Source organism: Bacillus sp. JJ1609 (genome assembly GCF_036967045.1).
Classification (GTDB): Bacteria; Bacillota; Bacilli; order Bacillales; family Cytobacillaceae; genus Mesobacillus.
In genome coordinates, this window is the sequence record NZ_JBALSS010000001.1 from 231,702 (window position 1) to 246,999 (window position 15,298).

General features: G+C 39.4%; 16 protein-coding genes. 5 read left to right on the top strand and 11 right to left on the bottom strand.

Annotation, left to right across the window (positions count from 1 at the left end):
• Positions 1-250 precede the first annotated feature (250 nt).
• Both V7654_RS01140 and V7654_RS01145 read left to right on the top strand, forming a co-directional pair.
• The gene (locus V7654_RS01140) at positions 251-742 is read left to right on the top strand and encodes a PaaI family thioesterase (protein WP_335427820.1); all 492 of its coding nucleotides are present in this window, start codon (positions 251-253) and stop codon (positions 740-742) included.
• 9 nt (positions 743-751) lie between these two features.
• Positions 752-1,117 carry a hypothetical protein gene (locus V7654_RS01145; protein WP_335427822.1) on the top strand — a complete coding sequence of 122 codons (366 nt, stop codon included), beginning with the start codon at positions 752-754 and terminating at the stop codon, positions 1,115-1,117.
• A gap of 47 nt (positions 1,118-1,164) precedes the next feature.
• Here the strand turns inward: V7654_RS01145 and V7654_RS01150 are convergent, their stop codons facing one another.
• Positions 1,165-2,190, bottom strand: a complete 1,026-nt coding sequence (locus V7654_RS01150) for a CAP domain-containing protein (protein WP_335427823.1) — start codon at positions 2,188-2,190, stop codon at positions 1,165-1,167.
• A gap of 377 nt (positions 2,191-2,567) precedes the next feature.
• Positions 2,568-2,996, bottom strand: a complete 429-nt coding sequence (locus V7654_RS01155) for a CBS domain-containing protein (protein WP_335427824.1) — start codon at positions 2,994-2,996, stop codon at positions 2,568-2,570.
• Positions 2,997-3,406: 410 nt separating this feature from the next.
• On the opposite strand from V7654_RS01155, the gene V7654_RS01160 reads away from it, so the two are divergent.
• Positions 3,407-3,766, top strand: coding sequence for a YugN family protein (locus V7654_RS01160; protein WP_335427827.1), 360 nt, complete (start codon positions 3,407-3,409; stop codon positions 3,764-3,766).
• Positions 3,767-3,844: 78 nt separating this feature from the next.
• On the opposite strand, the gene V7654_RS01165 is transcribed toward V7654_RS01160, so the two are convergent.
• A complete protein-coding gene (locus tag V7654_RS01165) occupies positions 3,845-4,201 on the bottom strand; it encodes a hypothetical protein (RefSeq protein ID WP_335427829.1) in 357 nt (118 codons plus the stop codon).
• 385 nt (positions 4,202-4,586) lie between these two features.
• Here V7654_RS01165 and ytvI point away from each other — a divergent pair, with 385 nt between their 5' ends.
• On the top strand, positions 4,587-5,645 hold the full coding sequence (gene ytvI / locus V7654_RS01170) for a sporulation integral membrane protein YtvI (protein WP_335427831.1): 1,059 nt from the start codon (positions 4,587-4,589) through the stop codon (positions 5,643-5,645).
• A gap of 141 nt (positions 5,646-5,786) precedes the next feature.
• Here the strand turns inward: ytvI and V7654_RS01175 are convergent, their stop codons facing one another.
• The 8 genes from V7654_RS01175 to cyoE form a co-directional block, all read right to left on the bottom strand.
• Positions 5,787-6,959 (bottom strand): GNAT family N-acetyltransferase, encoded by a 1,173-nt coding sequence (locus V7654_RS01175; RefSeq protein WP_335427832.1) that lies wholly within the window; start codon positions 6,957-6,959, stop codon positions 5,787-5,789.
• A gap of 103 nt (positions 6,960-7,062) precedes the next feature.
• Positions 7,063-7,527, bottom strand: a complete 465-nt coding sequence (locus tag V7654_RS01180) for a DUF420 domain-containing protein (RefSeq protein WP_335427834.1) — start codon at positions 7,525-7,527, stop codon at positions 7,063-7,065.
• A gap of 135 nt (positions 7,528-7,662) precedes the next feature.
• Positions 7,663-8,571: a cytochrome c oxidase assembly factor CtaG gene (gene ctaG / locus V7654_RS01185; RefSeq protein ID WP_335427959.1), complete on the bottom strand. Its 909-nt coding sequence runs from the start codon at positions 8,569-8,571 to the stop codon at positions 7,663-7,665.
• Positions 8,572-8,736: 165 nt separating this feature from the next.
• Positions 8,737-9,072 (bottom strand): cytochrome c oxidase subunit IVB, encoded by a 336-nt coding sequence (gene ctaF / locus V7654_RS01190; RefSeq protein ID WP_335427835.1) that lies wholly within the window; start codon positions 9,070-9,072, stop codon positions 8,737-8,739.
• A 4-nt stretch (positions 9,073-9,076) separates the two neighbouring features.
• Positions 9,077-9,706, bottom strand: a complete 630-nt coding sequence (locus V7654_RS01195) for a cytochrome (ubi)quinol oxidase subunit III (protein ID WP_335427836.1) — start codon at positions 9,704-9,706, stop codon at positions 9,077-9,079.
• Entirely contained in the window at positions 9,706-11,577 is a 1,872-nt protein-coding gene (ctaD, locus tag V7654_RS01200) for a cytochrome c oxidase subunit I (RefSeq protein ID WP_335427837.1), read from the bottom strand. The genes V7654_RS01195 and ctaD overlap by 1 nt, the downstream gene beginning before the upstream one ends.
• A 31-nt stretch (positions 11,578-11,608) precedes the next feature.
• Complete coding sequence (gene coxB / locus V7654_RS01205; RefSeq protein ID WP_335427838.1) at positions 11,609-12,682, bottom strand: cytochrome c oxidase subunit II; 1,074 nt, start codon at positions 12,680-12,682, stop codon at positions 11,609-11,611.
• 101 nt (positions 12,683-12,783) lie between these two features.
• Entirely contained in the window at positions 12,784-13,710 is a 927-nt protein-coding gene (gene cyoE, locus V7654_RS01210; RefSeq protein ID WP_335427840.1) for a heme o synthase, read from the bottom strand.
• A 618-nt stretch (positions 13,711-14,328) separates the two neighbouring features.
• Between cyoE and V7654_RS01215 the strand changes: the two genes are divergently transcribed.
• Positions 14,329-15,285: a COX15/CtaA family protein gene (locus tag V7654_RS01215; protein ID WP_335427841.1), complete on the top strand. Its 957-nt coding sequence runs from the start codon at positions 14,329-14,331 to the stop codon at positions 15,283-15,285.
• Positions 15,286-15,298: the final 13 nt, after the last annotated feature.

Sequence of the window (15,298 nt, forward strand, 5' to 3'; positions counted from 1 at the left end):
CGAGGAGGCTCAGCGCCAGCCTCGCGGAATGCGAAGCGTCTGGAACGAAAATCATCAGCCTTGTTTAACAGAGCCTTATCATTAACAGACGTTCTTGTTCATCAAATTTTTTTAAAGTGTTAAAATAAAATACAGAATATAAATGCTGGCTATTTTCGCTAAGATCCTCATTTTCCCACAAGGTTTGCAAGTGGGTTAAATAACCTTTGTATTACGAAAAAAAGCCATATAGAAAGAGGTAAATATATAGATGGAAAAAGAACTGCAACAGCTTTTAGAAGAATGCATCTCACTCTCCAGCGAACAAGATTTAGAAACTCTCCAGGTCGTTTTGTCAGGTGTAAAAAATAAACTTACTGGCAAAAACAGCACATTCATAGATGGCCTCCTTCACATGGATAGAAGACTGGATAATGAAACATGTGAGATTGACATACCAATCACGAAAATGCTCGATAATACCCTAGGCATCGTGCATGGCGGCTTTACTGCCACGCTGCTGGATACCGCAATGGGAACTCTCGCGAATAAGCTGCTCCCTGAAGGATATGCTGCTGTAACCTCACAGCTTAATATCCACTATCTGTCCCCAGGCATCGGAGAACGCCTGCACTGCAAAGCGTCTAATGTGCATAAAGGCAGAAGTACAGTAGTTGTTGAGGCAGATGTATTCAGATCTGACGGCAAAAAAATAGCACATTCATCAGGAAGCTTTTTCGTCGTGGAAAAACAACACAAATAGGGTGATTTTATGGTTACGGCAATTGTTATTCCGATCGTACTTGCTTATTTTTACTGGCTTACCAGGAAAGAAATGCAAGAAAATTACGAGGAGTGGATTAAATTAGAGGATATTCCTGAAGAAGCAATTGTTAGCGGAAAAATCATCGATGTAAGCGAACGAAAAGAACGATTCTATTATCACAGGTTTAACCATATTTCTATCATGAAGGTTCATACTGGTGTAAAAGAAATAAGTGTCAAAAAGGTGACCCCTTTGCGTAACGGAGTTCGAATTCCAGTATTTATAACAGGTGAAGTTGTACATTTATACGGAAACTGGAAAGAAGGACAGTTCTCAATAAACAGGGTGATAAAACAAGAAAAAGAAGCCTGACGAGAGTCAGGCTCCTTTTTTTATAATGAATAAATTTAAAATAGCTATTACTCTTTCCAGCGCTTCACAAAATTCTGTGTGTAATGCTTACGGTAAACACCGACTCCCAAGTGTGTAAATTCATTATTCAGCAAAGCTTCCCTGTGGGATTCACTGTTCAGCCAGCCTTCTACGACTGCTGGGGCATCAGTATAGTTGGCCGCAATATTTTCTCCTGCTAGTTCGTACAACACATCAGCTGCTTTTAAACGATCTGATAGATTACCGAATTTTTCGGACTCATGGGAAAAGTATTCCTCTTCTGCCATGTCTTTGCTGTGAGCATATGCAACTTCTGCCGTTTGGTCGTCCCATTGAAGATTCTCTAATGCGTGACGTGCCCTCATTACATTAGTGATATCAAGGATTTGTTTTTCCGTCCCTCCTTCAATTCTCAGCCAATCCTCTTCAGATGGATCTGGAGGCTCTATTAAGTCACCCCTGTATACCATTTCATACGGCCTTTGCTTTACTAGAGTGTCTTTATCCATATATCGAATGCTAGAAACAGAACCGGTAAATTTGTCTATATACAGCTGTACGAAGTAGTCACCCATTTTTACGATTGGCCTGGTATTCATATCCTGCTCTGAGAGTTCAAATTTATAAGTGCTTCCATTTAGTTCGAATGTGACTTCAGGTTCGATCACATTAAGGGCAAAAATTTCATCTACAGGCTGTCCAATTCTGAAAGGCTCTACATTGAGAGCCGAACCAATGCCATAAGCCGTAACGACCCTTCCATTAAGGACTCCTGCCTGGATATATTGGTCAAGGTCATTATTGAATACCCACCAATGAAAACCATAAGCAGAAAGATCCACTCTAGATGGCTTTCCAAGGACAGACTTCAGGGCATCAATATCCTTACCCAAAAGCGATCCCACACCCTTTTCCGGCTGGTGAATGCCTTCATGAAGGCTCTGGTCACTGATCTTTTTATTAAGAGATTCATCTACTTTAGGCTTTGTTTCCTGTTCCACTACCAAGTCATCACCGTTATTCTTGGTAAATCCCAGATATAAGCCAATCAATAAAAAGATTGCTGCAATTATTAAAATCCTTCCTATAGTGCGCAGATGGAAACCCCCTTTCTATTCAGCTCTATTCGAATGCTTTATTGTTGATAACTATGAGGCATAGATACATTTGTAAGAACATATAAGGCAGCAAAATACTCTGAACCCTTTAATCGTCAATGATCCCCAAAACAATTATTTAAGAAATCTGCCTACTAGTATGTTTTCTATTACTATATGAGCAATTTTTAAAATTATTATATCATTTATTGAGTTCTTTTTGATAGAAGCATTGAATTCGGAGCGAAAAACATAAAAAACCTCTTCATTTGGAGTACTCCGCCGTCCGCTTAATAGAAAACAAAAGGCACCCAGTTGGGTGCCTCCATTTTTTATTGCATTTGGCTGCCAGGTTCAGATATCTCAGAAAGTGCATGCTGCGCCTGGTCATCGGTAAGTTCATTTATAGCAAAGTCTCCCAAAGCCACAATTCCTATGAGTTTATCTCCATCCACAACTGGCAATCTTCTGATTTTATGCTGTGCCATAAGCTTAGTTGCTTCCTGTGTTGACATATCCGGTGTGGCAGTGACTAGATGATCGCTCATGACTGCCTCTACTTTAGAAGATGGCGGATGCTTCTCTGCTATGCCCCGAATGACGATATCCCTGTCGGTAATCATTCCAACAAGTCTGTCTCCATCTACAATCGGAATAGCACCCACATTTAGATCCTTCATCTTCACGGCAACCTCGAAGACATTATCCAACAAAGTACATGTTTCAACATCACTAGTCATGATTTCACGGATTTTACGCACCTCATAATCCTCCTTTTGTAAAAGCTTTGCATTGCTTTACTTTAAATTAGGATTTCCCGAACATGGTATTTTATGCTTGAAAGACTACATAATTCTAGCTTATCTATCAGATACTATCTTTGCCGCTGGTTAGAAGAATAGGGAATGGCTATTTTTTGCGATATGGAGTTTCAGTATGTACATCATTTTAAAGACTTTTTAAGTGGGAAAAAAATAAGGCTCGCTTATGGAGCAGCTGCAGATAAATAGCCGATGGTTGAATCTTAGAAACATCAGCAGTTGAAAAAAAACAAAGTGATTGAAGTTTCACTTTATATTCATTGCAACTTACTCATTTTTTTACTATTATTGAAACTGAGATATAATCTTCTTATAGAATATTTTAGCAGTGGTTTTTAGGAGGGAATAAGATGAAATTTGAAAATACCGGCATTGAAACATTAAAGGCAGACTTAAACCGTCTAGATGAGGTTATGCTAGAGCATGGTCTTGTACGTGAAGGGCAATGGGATTATGAACGTGTTACCTATGACAAAAAGTTCGAGATCAAAGAAGGTACATTCTATCTTCGAGTACAGGGCCATGTTCATGAAGGTGACGTTGGAGCCCATAAAGCAATCATTCAGCTGATGACTCCGTTGCTTGGAAAACATTATTACCCGCACGGTGTGGAATATGGTGAAGGTGAACATTTCCCTAAAGCACTCGTAAGCCAGTGCGATAAGCTACTTAAAGAGGTTAAGTCAGACGTCGAGAAATTCTCATTATAAGAGCTAAATATCCAATATGCGATAAATGATTCCCACAAGCTTTCTGAACACAAAAGACGCATGCAAATGCGTCTTTTTTTACATCTGATGTATTCCAGTAATAATAATATCCACTCGCTGCACTTTAAACGAAGTTAACAACAGAATTTCCTCCGTTATTTTATGCTGCAACTCCAGAGCATCGTGAAAAATAGTTGATGCACCAATCCTCGCGCTTACATAGATTTTAACATTTATTATTTCTTGTTCAATTTCAACTATTACCCCATGGTCAGAAAGGACATTCTTTCTTAATTTTGAGGATAATCTTGTTCTCTTCTTGAAACCAGATTGTTTAAAATACTGGCTTTCGTTAATATTGGCGTGAACAATCGCACAGACAGCACTGCATACCTCCCTTAAAAATGGCGGCATGATGTTCTTAGTATTCTTCATTGCCCCACCCCTTATATTTGAAGGCTGATTTCGCAGAGATTATTTTTTACATATATCGATATTCTTTCCGGGTATTGATTATATTCATTTTCTTTTCTTATGGCTCGAGAACGAAGAGTTCAATAAATAGTCTGAAAAGCAACATTGTTCTCGAAAAAAGCATAGAAATAACGGTTTAACGTTGATTTTTGTTGTTTCTTATATTAAATGCGTACTATAATTTAAATGTTAAGGTTTTTTATTTTTTAGTTGTTTCCAATCAACAAGTTACCAAATCAACAATAACCTATAAACAGCCATTTTTTTGGCTGAAAGGCTTATAGGGCCAACGTATTTTGTTTGTCATGTGGTATATACTCACAAGGAGTATAGAAAGGAGTTCCCATTGTCCGGTATTTTTACAAAACGGTTCATCTTCATAACATTGATTGTCATGCTTGTAGCTGCAGGGCTTTACGTTATCCTGCCGGTATCTATCCCGCTTATTGTTGCTCTGATCACGGCTCTATTTCTTGAACCAGCGGTTGTGTATTTCCAGAATAAATTCAAGATAGGGCGCCGTCTCTCTGTACTTGGAATCTTTCTATTATTTGTTTTGCTTATGGTAGTTACCGGTTACTTCCTAACCACGACTGCTGTAACAGAAGCAATAGACCTTATCGAGAACACGCCAGTATACATAAATGAAATAACGAATGCCTGGTACAAAGCAGAAAACAGTTTTGTGGAAGCAGCTAATGATCTTCCTAAGGAAGTAGTTATTGAAATCAGCGACCGGGCTGAGGAATTTTTGAATAAGCTCAAAAATGACATGATTGCCTTCATTAATATAAACAATTTGAAGGCATTACTGACCTATATCCCTAACTTTCTGATCAGTTTCCTTGTCTACTTAATTGCATTATTTTTGTTCTTGCTTGAATTACCAGCCTTAAGACAAGGTGTGTACAGTCACTTAACTGAGAAAACGGCTGACAAGGTCCACTTTATGACTTCAAGGCTGTCATATGTCGTATTTGGATTTTTAAAAGCTCAATTTCTGGTCAGCGTCATCATTTTCATCGTATCTTTGATTGGCTTGCTCTTCATTGCGCCGGAATATGCTATTGTCATGTCTGCTGTCATATGGGTGATTGATTTTATACCTCTCATCGGTTCAATCGTCATATTGGCACCATGGTCCATCTTCCACCTTGCTACAGGCAATATTGCGCTGGGAACCCAGTTGGCAGTCCTGGCAGTCATTTTATTGATAATCCGCCGCACAGTGGAGCCAAAGGTAATGGGAAGCCATATCGGCCTTTCCCCACTTTCAACACTGATCGCTATGTATCTTGGCTTAAAGCTGTTCGGCATCCTGGGCTTCATCATCGGTCCTCTGATCCTTATTGGATTCAACTCAGCTAAAGAAGCAGGCATAATAAAAATGAAATTTAAAATATAGCTAAAAAAACCCGGGCGCATTAGGTGCACCCGGGTTTTACATTGTATTTGATATTGTGGCGGCATGTCAGGTTTTACACTCTTTAGCCACATGCCTTATAAAAAAGTGCTATATAGCAGCTAAGATGTCAAATGAGCTAGACTAAAAGAAATCATAGAAGAAAGGATTGAATGGAGGAATCAATTTCTCCAACTCTTGTACCTCATCAAAATTACCGTGGATCATATTCATGTCAAACAACTCCAATGGCCGCTTATAACCAAATAACATGGCAGTAAGAGTGTTCATATTAAGATGCAATCCTCTCTGCGGCGTCTTTACACAAGAGTTCCCTTCTTTAACAGGAAAGAATTTAACCCCTTCCGGCTCAATTATATAGGATCCGCTATTCCATGGTGCCATTGAGTCTTCTAAATGCAAAAAGACTTTGCTGCCATCCTTATTGAAAGGATATGACTTTATTGCTTTTTCAGCATTTACAATCCTACCCATAAAATAAGGATATATTTCTGTTTTTAGCTTTGGCATGCTTAAGAAATACGGGAAAGATTCATGCACTGAGAGCCGCATTTCAACCCGGTCCACCATTGAATCATGCTGACAGATGTAGTTCCACAGTCCTAACCTTGCTTCATGATCAAGAGGTACGTATTCCTCGACCTTCATAACCTGATTGCTGACTTCATATAAAAGATATCCTGTTGGTTCATTCTCTGAATTATAGTAAACAGCAGCGGTCTGGCAACCGTAGATGCTGTTCTGCCACCAACTGAGATCCCTTTCAAGCATTGCACTGTGCCTCACAGCATATTTGTCATAAACCACTTCTATGTCAGAGGAATGGGACTCCTTTTTATACCTCTTAATTTTACCTGTAAAGTCCCCAATGGGTTTCAAATCGTTTTTCACAATCTGTATAGTGCGATAATCAGAAATGATTTCCCAGCCATACCTTCTGTAAAAATGGATATCGAATGGATGAAGGAATGAAACAATGTAATTTTCTTCATACATCACTTCTAGTGATTTTTTCATCAGCGCGTTTACATATCCCTTTCGCCTGTGCTCGGGATAAGTTGCCACACCAGCAATGCCTCCCATTTTCCAATCCATTTTACCAAGCTTGATGCTTAAAGATAAGATATGTAACTTTGAAACAAGCTCTTCTCCCTCAATAATACCAAGCAGCCTGTGCTGTTTTAATTTTTCCAATCTCTTTGGAATATCTTTTACCGGCACTTGATATTGGAATGCATACATGGAAAGTTTCATGGATTGCATAAAATCTTCTTCTGTTAACACTTTGATTTCCAAACTAATCTCACCCCTTATTCATCAATATTTCGGTTTCATAACCGTTAAACCCTTCAAATAATAAAAAAACATTGCTTAACGCAATGTTTTTAAAAACGAAATTTTAAAATCCTAATATGGCTTTTATAACAGAAGTAGTTTCTCCGCCTTTATAAAATACATAAAGCAGCATATACACAGCTACTCCGGTAATCGCGGTAAAAAACCAGACGATACTTGTAATTGGTCCTAATTTACGGTGACGCTCAAGATTGTTCTTATAGCCTGTGTACAATGAGATAATTCCAAGGACTGCACCGATTGTTGCTAGTGAAATGTGAAAGATCAAGAAAACTGTGTAATAAATCTTGATATTTTCTGGTCCACCAAATGAGGTATTGCCGATAAAGATCGTCCGAGATGCGTATATAACAAAGAATATTAACGCAAATATGCCAGCCAGCATCATTATCTTCCGGTGTTTCTCAATTTTTCGTTGTTTTATCTGAGCCCAGCCGATCGCAACAAAGATGGCGCTCAAAACGATAAACGATGTGCTGATCGTTGGCAAGATTGGTAAATTTGACATGTAAATTCCCTCACAATCATTATTTCTACATAAGATTAATTGTAGGTGACAGATGTTATTTTTTCAATCATTGATTCTCTGTCAGTTAAAATAAAAATGGCTCCCCACAAAATGGAAAGCCAAAATTCATCTTGATTACTCTACTGTTTGAGGAGCACGTGCCAGATTTATAGCGTCCTGCTCAGTCTGGTCCTCTTCACTTCGGAACCATTGGAAAAATGCATATCCAAGGAAGAAACCATAAACGAGTTCCTGGATGACTTTCATGATCACTCCACCTAGCCGCTGGTCATCCAGCAGCGACATAGAACTGAAGGTTTCCGGACCGCTAAGATTGAGCGAAGAAAGGGTTGTTGTTGGTACACATAATTGCAGTGCCTGTGCCCATGCATTGGGATCCGAAAACGTAGCATACATCGGAGCATCAGCAAAAATAATTAAAGCACATGCAGGAGTTATCAGGACACCATCGGCAAAGATATAACCCATCTTTTTAACACCGGATAATGTCTGATATTCTTCCAGTTCATTTATAAGCGGCCACCACATTAGAATCGCAAAAACAAAGAGCATCGAAGTATATCCAGCATGAAGCCACATATCTGTTTTGACGAAGTCAAAAATTAGCGGAATATGATAAATCGAAAATATTCCATTAAACATGATTAAGGCAATCAAAGGCTTAGTTAAAAAACGAAATACAGGCTCAATGTATGGAAGTGATAAAAACGCCCTCCAAAGCCAATTAGGCACGCCAAAAATCAATAGTGGAGGTGCAATCAAATAGAGGACCGACATCTGGATCATGTGCATATAGAACATGATGTGGCTCATTAAATCTACCGGTGAGCCTTTTATTGAATAGAGCACGATGATAAAGGCTGTAAAATAAGCAGCCTGCTTTTTCGTTGCTGGTACTCCATCCTTAAATCGGCTGTAGTATTTAAAAACAATAAGGTAGTAAGCTATTAATAATCCTGCCAGCGCAAGAAAAAACAACGGGCTCCATAAGGCTCTGAATCCAAATATATCAAGAGTAAGCATAATTTTTTCCACCCCGTCTAAATAAAAAAACTTTACTTCCATTATACTTTCATTGGAATTCAACTTCAATGAATTGACTCTTCCATTAAATGCTAGAGCAATAGTACTCAAAGAAAAAATCGGCTTTTTTGGCCGATTTTTTCTTTGAATTATTCTTTTTAAAGCTTACCACCAAATAATGGTCGTAAAAGTCAGGATTGCGATTGCTCCGACAAGTACTCCTGAGTATAGGAATAATGAAACTGCTTCATGCCCTTTGTGGCTCATGTGCATGAAATAGTAAAGCTGGAAAATAACCTGAACTACTGCAAGCAGCAGAATAAATGGTACTGTAAACCAGCCTGAAAATCCTTCATATCCTACAGCAACGAAGGCAACGATTGTCAAGAAAATCATCAATGTGAAAGAAACGATTTGGTATCTCATCTCTTCGGCGCTTTTTTTGCGACGATATTCGATGTCTACTCTTGGGTTCCCTGAACTTGGTTGTTGATTCGCCATCAGATTATCCCACCATTCCCATTAGATATACTACCGTGAAGATGAATACCCATACAACGTCAATGAAGTGCCAGTAAAGGCTGGCAACATAGAACTTAGGAGCGTTGTAGAGATTTAATCCACGCTTTGAGTTACGAACCATTAATGTAGTGATCCATAGTAAACCGAATGCAACGTGACCACCGTGGAAGCCCACTAGTGTATAGAAGGCTGATCCAAATGCACTGCTCGTGAATGTATGGTGAAACTCATGTACATAATGATTGAACTCGTAAATTTCCAAACCAAGGAAAGCTGCTCCTAAAAGGACCGTTAATCCTAACCAAAGCTGCATCTTCTTGAAGTTGAAGTTCTTCATGTGATACATAGCATATACACTTGTTAAAGAACTTGTAAGTAGAAGCATAGTCGCTGCAAAAGCAATCGGAATTTCGAAAAGGTCTTTTGCAAGAGCCATTTCTGCATTTGGAACTTTATCTTTTAGTGCAAGATAAGTGGCGAAGAGAGAGGCAAACAATACCGTCTCTCCACCAAGGAAAAACCAGAAGCCCAAAAACTTGTTTTTTGCTTCGAGGGTTGCTTTTTCAGGCGCGGCAGGCCATGTTTCATAAGTGAATTTTTCTTCAGCTTGCATTATGCCTTTACCCCCTTATCATTATCTTCATCAATTAAATCTTCTTTATGAATGTGGAATCCATGATCATCCTTAATAGAGCGTACGAACATTGATCCTAAAGTAATAGCCATTCCGAGAATCAGAACGAGTAGTCCCCAATCTTTTTCTGCGTGGTACGTTGCTCCAAATGCAGCTACGAATAGTCCAAATGATATTACGAATGGAATGAAAGAATTGTTAGGCATATGGATATCCCCAAGCGGTTCAGCTGGAGTCATGCCTTTTTTGCCTTCCATTTTTTCAAGCCAATATGCATCCAATCCACGAACTAAAGGAAGCTGCTTAAAGTTGTAGAAAGGCGGTGGTGACGAAATAGCCCACTCAAGTGTTCGGCCATCGCCCCATGGGTCATTCCCAACTTTTTCGTTTTTAACACTAGTCATGATGACGTTTATTAATAGAACGATTACTGCAACAGCCATGAAGCCTGCACCAATTGAACTGATCATGTTTCCAGTTTCAAAACCTTGTCCAGGCAAGAATGTGAAGATACGGCGTGGCATCCCCATCAATCCCAAGAAGTGCTGGATAAAGAACGTTAAATGGAATCCAATAAGGAATAACCAGAAAGTAATTTTACCTAAAGTTTCATTTAACATTGTTCCAAACATCTTTGGCCAGTATAGGTGTGTTCCGGCGAATAGCGCGAACACTACACCGCCAACGATAACATAGTGGAAGTGAGCTACTACGAAATAGCTGTCGTGATACTGATAGTCAGCTGCAGCAGATGCAAGCATAACACCAGTTACACCACCTGCAACGAATGAAGGAATGAAAGCAACTGCCCAGAGCATTGGTGTCGTGAACTTAATGCTTCCTCCCCACATAGTGAACATCCAGTTAAAGATCTTAATACCAGTCGGAACAGCAATAGCCATTGTTGCTACCGCGAAAATAGCGTTCGCAATTGGTCCCAATCCAGTTGTGAACATATGGTGAGCCCATACCATGAATCCCAGGAAACCGATCAATACGGTTGCGAATACCATGGATGAGTATCCAAATAGACGTTTTCTAGAGAAAATTGCGAAAATCTCAGAGAAAATACCGAATGCTGGAAGAATCAAGATATAAACTTCAGGGTGTCCAAAAATCCAGAAAAGGTGTTCCCAGATTATTGTGTTACCGCCCATACTTGCATCGAAGAAATTAGATCCGAACATACGGTCAAAAATCATTAAGAACAAACCTACAGTTAACGGAGGGAATGCAAATAGGATCAATGCTGATGTTACAAAGGTTGACCAAGTGAACATTGGCATTCGCATATACGTCATCCCTGGTGCACGCATGTTAATAATTGTGACCAGGAAGTTAATTCCACCCATTAATGTACCAGCACCGGAAATCTGTAATCCCAATGCGTAGAAGTCGATACCGTGGCCTGAAGACGCAATGGATAGTGAAGCGTATGATGTCCATCCCGCATCAGGAGCTCCGCCAAGGAACCATGATAGGTTCAAGAAAACTCCACCAAAGAAGAACAGCCAAAAACTTAATGCATTCATGAATGGGAATGCAACATCACGCGCGCCAATTTGCAGTGGCATGACAGCATTCATGAATGCGAATAATAGCGGCATCGCTGCAAGGAAAATCATCGTTGTTCCATGCATTGTAAGGACTTCATTATAAAATCCCGCGCTTAAAAAATCATTGTTAGGTACAGCCAGCTGAATACGGATGAACAACGCTTCCAATCCACCAAGGATAAAGAAGAATCCGCCAGCAATTAGATAAAGGATCGCGATTTTCTTATGGTCGACTGTTGTTAAGAACTCCCATAAAGTCGCGCCGAACCCTTTTTTCTGAGCATAGGTACTCACAGTTTTACCTCCCTTTCAAACAAATCCCCTGTTATTTCTGGACTTTCAAGCCCATCAGATATTCTGTTAATGCTTCAATCTGGTCATCGGATAATTCACCGTATGCACCAGTCATTTTGTTGCCTGGCTTGTATGCATCTGGATCTTCTAACCATTTCTTAAGGTCTGCTGGAGTATGGTTAAGGACACCAGCAATACGTGAACGATCACCAAAGTTTGTTAAGTTAGGGCCTACACGAGCTTTTTCAGGAGCAGTGTTTGCCGGTGTAACAGCATGGCATCCAATACAGCTGTTATTGAAAATTTCTTGTCCTTCTTGTGCAGTTTGAGTTTCTGCTTTCACAGGCTCTTTAACTGTCTGCATGCCTGCTACCCATTGATCGAATTCAGCGCGAGGCAGTGCCTTTACCTTGAAGTCCATCAATGCGTGAGAAGGTCCGCAAAGCTCAGCACATTTCCCGTAGAAAAGTCCGCCAGCTTCATCGGCACCCTTGCTGTCAAATTCAAGCCAGAACTTGTTGACGTTTTCTGTGTTTGTATCCATTTTACCGCCAATTGACGGAATCCAGAAAGAGTGTTTTACATCAGAAGCTTTAAGGTTAAAGTAAACCTTTTCATCTGTAGGGACCACTAATTCCTGGCTTGTAATGATTTTTTCATTCGGATACTCAAATTCCCACCAGTAAAGATTTGCACGAACGTTAACAACAAGAACATCCGTTTTACCATCTTTATTTTTCTTATCCATTGGTGATACATTCGCCAAATTGAAAGTTTGTGCAACAGTTGGTACAGCAAGAATTAAAAGCAATAAGATCGGAATAACTGTCCACAGGATTTCAAGCTTGTGGTTTCCTTCAACCTGCTTTGGAATTTCACTGTCACTCTTCCTGCGGAATTTCATTACAACATAAATAAAAATGATTGTGACAACAGCAATTACTCCCACCATAATTGCCGTACTCAATAACATGAGTTCATACTGTGATTGCGCAACTTCACCTGCAGGTCTTAATGTAGACAGGTAAGGTTCTCCACAGCCGGACAAGACTAATGCCATCATTGCGAACACTGATAGCAGACGCCATTTAGCAAGCATCTTCATAGCTTTATTAAACCCCTCTTTCGTAAAAAATCTTATAAATTTTGTTGTTAAAATATATGGAAAAATCCCCTCTCGTCAAAGAGAGGATCTCCTAACAAAGGTTAAATTAATGTGACAATTACCATAGCGACAAACATGACTGTTAAGTATTGTAATGAATATATAAACATCATTTTTGCCCATTTAATATCATCTTTAAGCTTGAGACCATAGATTCCCAAAGCTAGCCAGCCAATATTCAGTACTGTAGCAAGAATGATGAATGGAATCCCAAGGGATGGAAGGAAAAATGGCAATGGCAGCAATGCAGCTACCCACAAGAAGATTGATCTTTTCGTTGCCTTGAATCCTTTTACAACAGGAAGCATTGGAATGCCAGCTGCCCGATATTCTTCTACCCTTCTCATAGCAAGCGCATAAAAGTGAGGAGGCTGCCAAACAAATACAATGGCAAACAGCATCCAGGCCATCACATCGAGATTGGCATCTACTGCTGCCCAGCCGATTAATGGCGGGACCGCTCCGGAAATGCTTCCGACAATTGTGTTAGAAACATACTGGCGCTTTGACCACATCGTATAAAGAACTACATAGCTGAATACGCCAATAATCCCAATAACCGCTGCTGTTAATGTAGTTGTTAATAAGAATGCCGTTCCTGCCCCAATAAGAAGGAAACTCATCAGTGCTACCTTGCCAGGCTGCACCCTCCCGGTCACAGTCGGCCTACCCTTTGTTCTTTCCATTAGATGGTCAATGTCACGGTCAATATAGTTGTTAAGGCTGCATGAGCCCGCGACAATAAGGGATGATCCTATCAACGTAACCAGGATTAAATCAATATTATCCAGAAAATGTGCGCCGCTAAAATGAAGCGCCAGCCATAATCCAGTAAAAGTGGTCATCGCGTTTGAATTCACAATGCCTACTTTTATTAATGCAAGAAAGTCCTTTAGCACCGTGTTCTCCACGGCTGCTGGCTGTCCGTTCTCTAATACAGCTTCACTGAAAGCTTTTGAATTAGACATCCATATCCTCCTTCATCCCCTTTTATTGTTAAATTTGGCAAGCAAATTTTCACAAAAAAAAGAAGAGTTTATATTGCTATATCTAACGGTAGTTTTCACTAATCCCAACGTGTAAAGGCTGTTAAATGTTTGTGTAGAAAAATAACACCTACGTTGTATATTAAATCACACTTCACAACTTTTTTGTGAATTTTTTTTGAACAAAATTTGACTAATTTGTGTCTTACCGCCATTATCCATAAAGTTCTTTTCTATTGCAAGAAATAATCCTATAAAATCAAGACAAGATGATTTCGCTGTCTTTCATCTTAATATATATATTTTTGGATAATATTCTCATGATAGCCATAAAGCTTGTATGTATTCTTTTTTGTAAGACAATTACATGCCTGGCACTGTGCATTTTACCTATAAAAATCCTGAATGTCCATTAAGGACAAGAAGTATTGAATATTTATCTTTTATTGTGTAGTATCTTAAGTATTGCTTTCTATCCTTTTTCGTCAAAATTCGTTAATATATGGGTAGAATTTCTACTTTTCTACAAGATTCTTTTATTATACATGTCAAGTTTATTATTTGACAACTTATCGAACTTTAAATAAGCAGGTGATGATTATGAAACGTTCCCTCAAGTGGCTTGCTGTATTGACCACGATCGGAATGCTTTTAGTTTTGCTCGGAGGAGCACTTGTAACTAAGACAGAATCAGGCATGGGATGCGGTCGATCCTGGCCGCTATGTAATGGAGAATTTGTTCCGACTGATATTACACCGGAATTAATTATTGAACTTGCACACAGGCTTGTTTCTGGTAGTGTCGGTATTATGGTCCTGGCCCTATCAATTTGGACATGGAGGGCAATCGGCCATATTCGTGAAACAAAGTTTTTATCTGTATTATCATTTTTCTTTTTAATGCTTCAGGCATTGATTGGCGCAGCAGCCGTGAAATGGGGGCAATCTGACTTTGTATTGGCACTCCATTTTGGCATTTCACTCATCTCATTTGCTGCTGTTCTTTTATTGACCATGCTTATTTTTGAAGTCGATAAAAAATTTCAGGCCGAAAAGCTTGTGATCGATAAGAGAATGAAGTTCCATATCATTGGACTTTCTGCATACAGCTATATGGTCGTATACACAGGTGCACTAGTAAGACATATGAACGCCAGCCTGGTTTGCAAGGACTGGCCATTATGCACCAATGAAGGGACTCTGTTTCCGACTAATATTTATGAATGGGTCCAGATGGGCCACCGGGCGGCAGCCGGATTCATTTTCATATGGATTGCATATGTCACCTACCTGGCAATTAAAAATTACAAGGATCAGAAAGTATTGTATTGGGGCTGGATTATTTCTTTCATTCTTGTATCACTTCAGGTAACGGCAGGCGCATTGATCATATTTACAAGACTTAACTTATATATTGCATTAGCACACGCATTCTTTATCTCTGTACTGTTCGGTGTATTTAGCTACTTTATTTTACTTGTTTCCAGAAGCAAGAAAAATGCAGCAAATATCCAAAAGCATAACCCGGTGGATCTTCCGCCAGCAACAGCAAAATAAAGAGCTGCAGCGA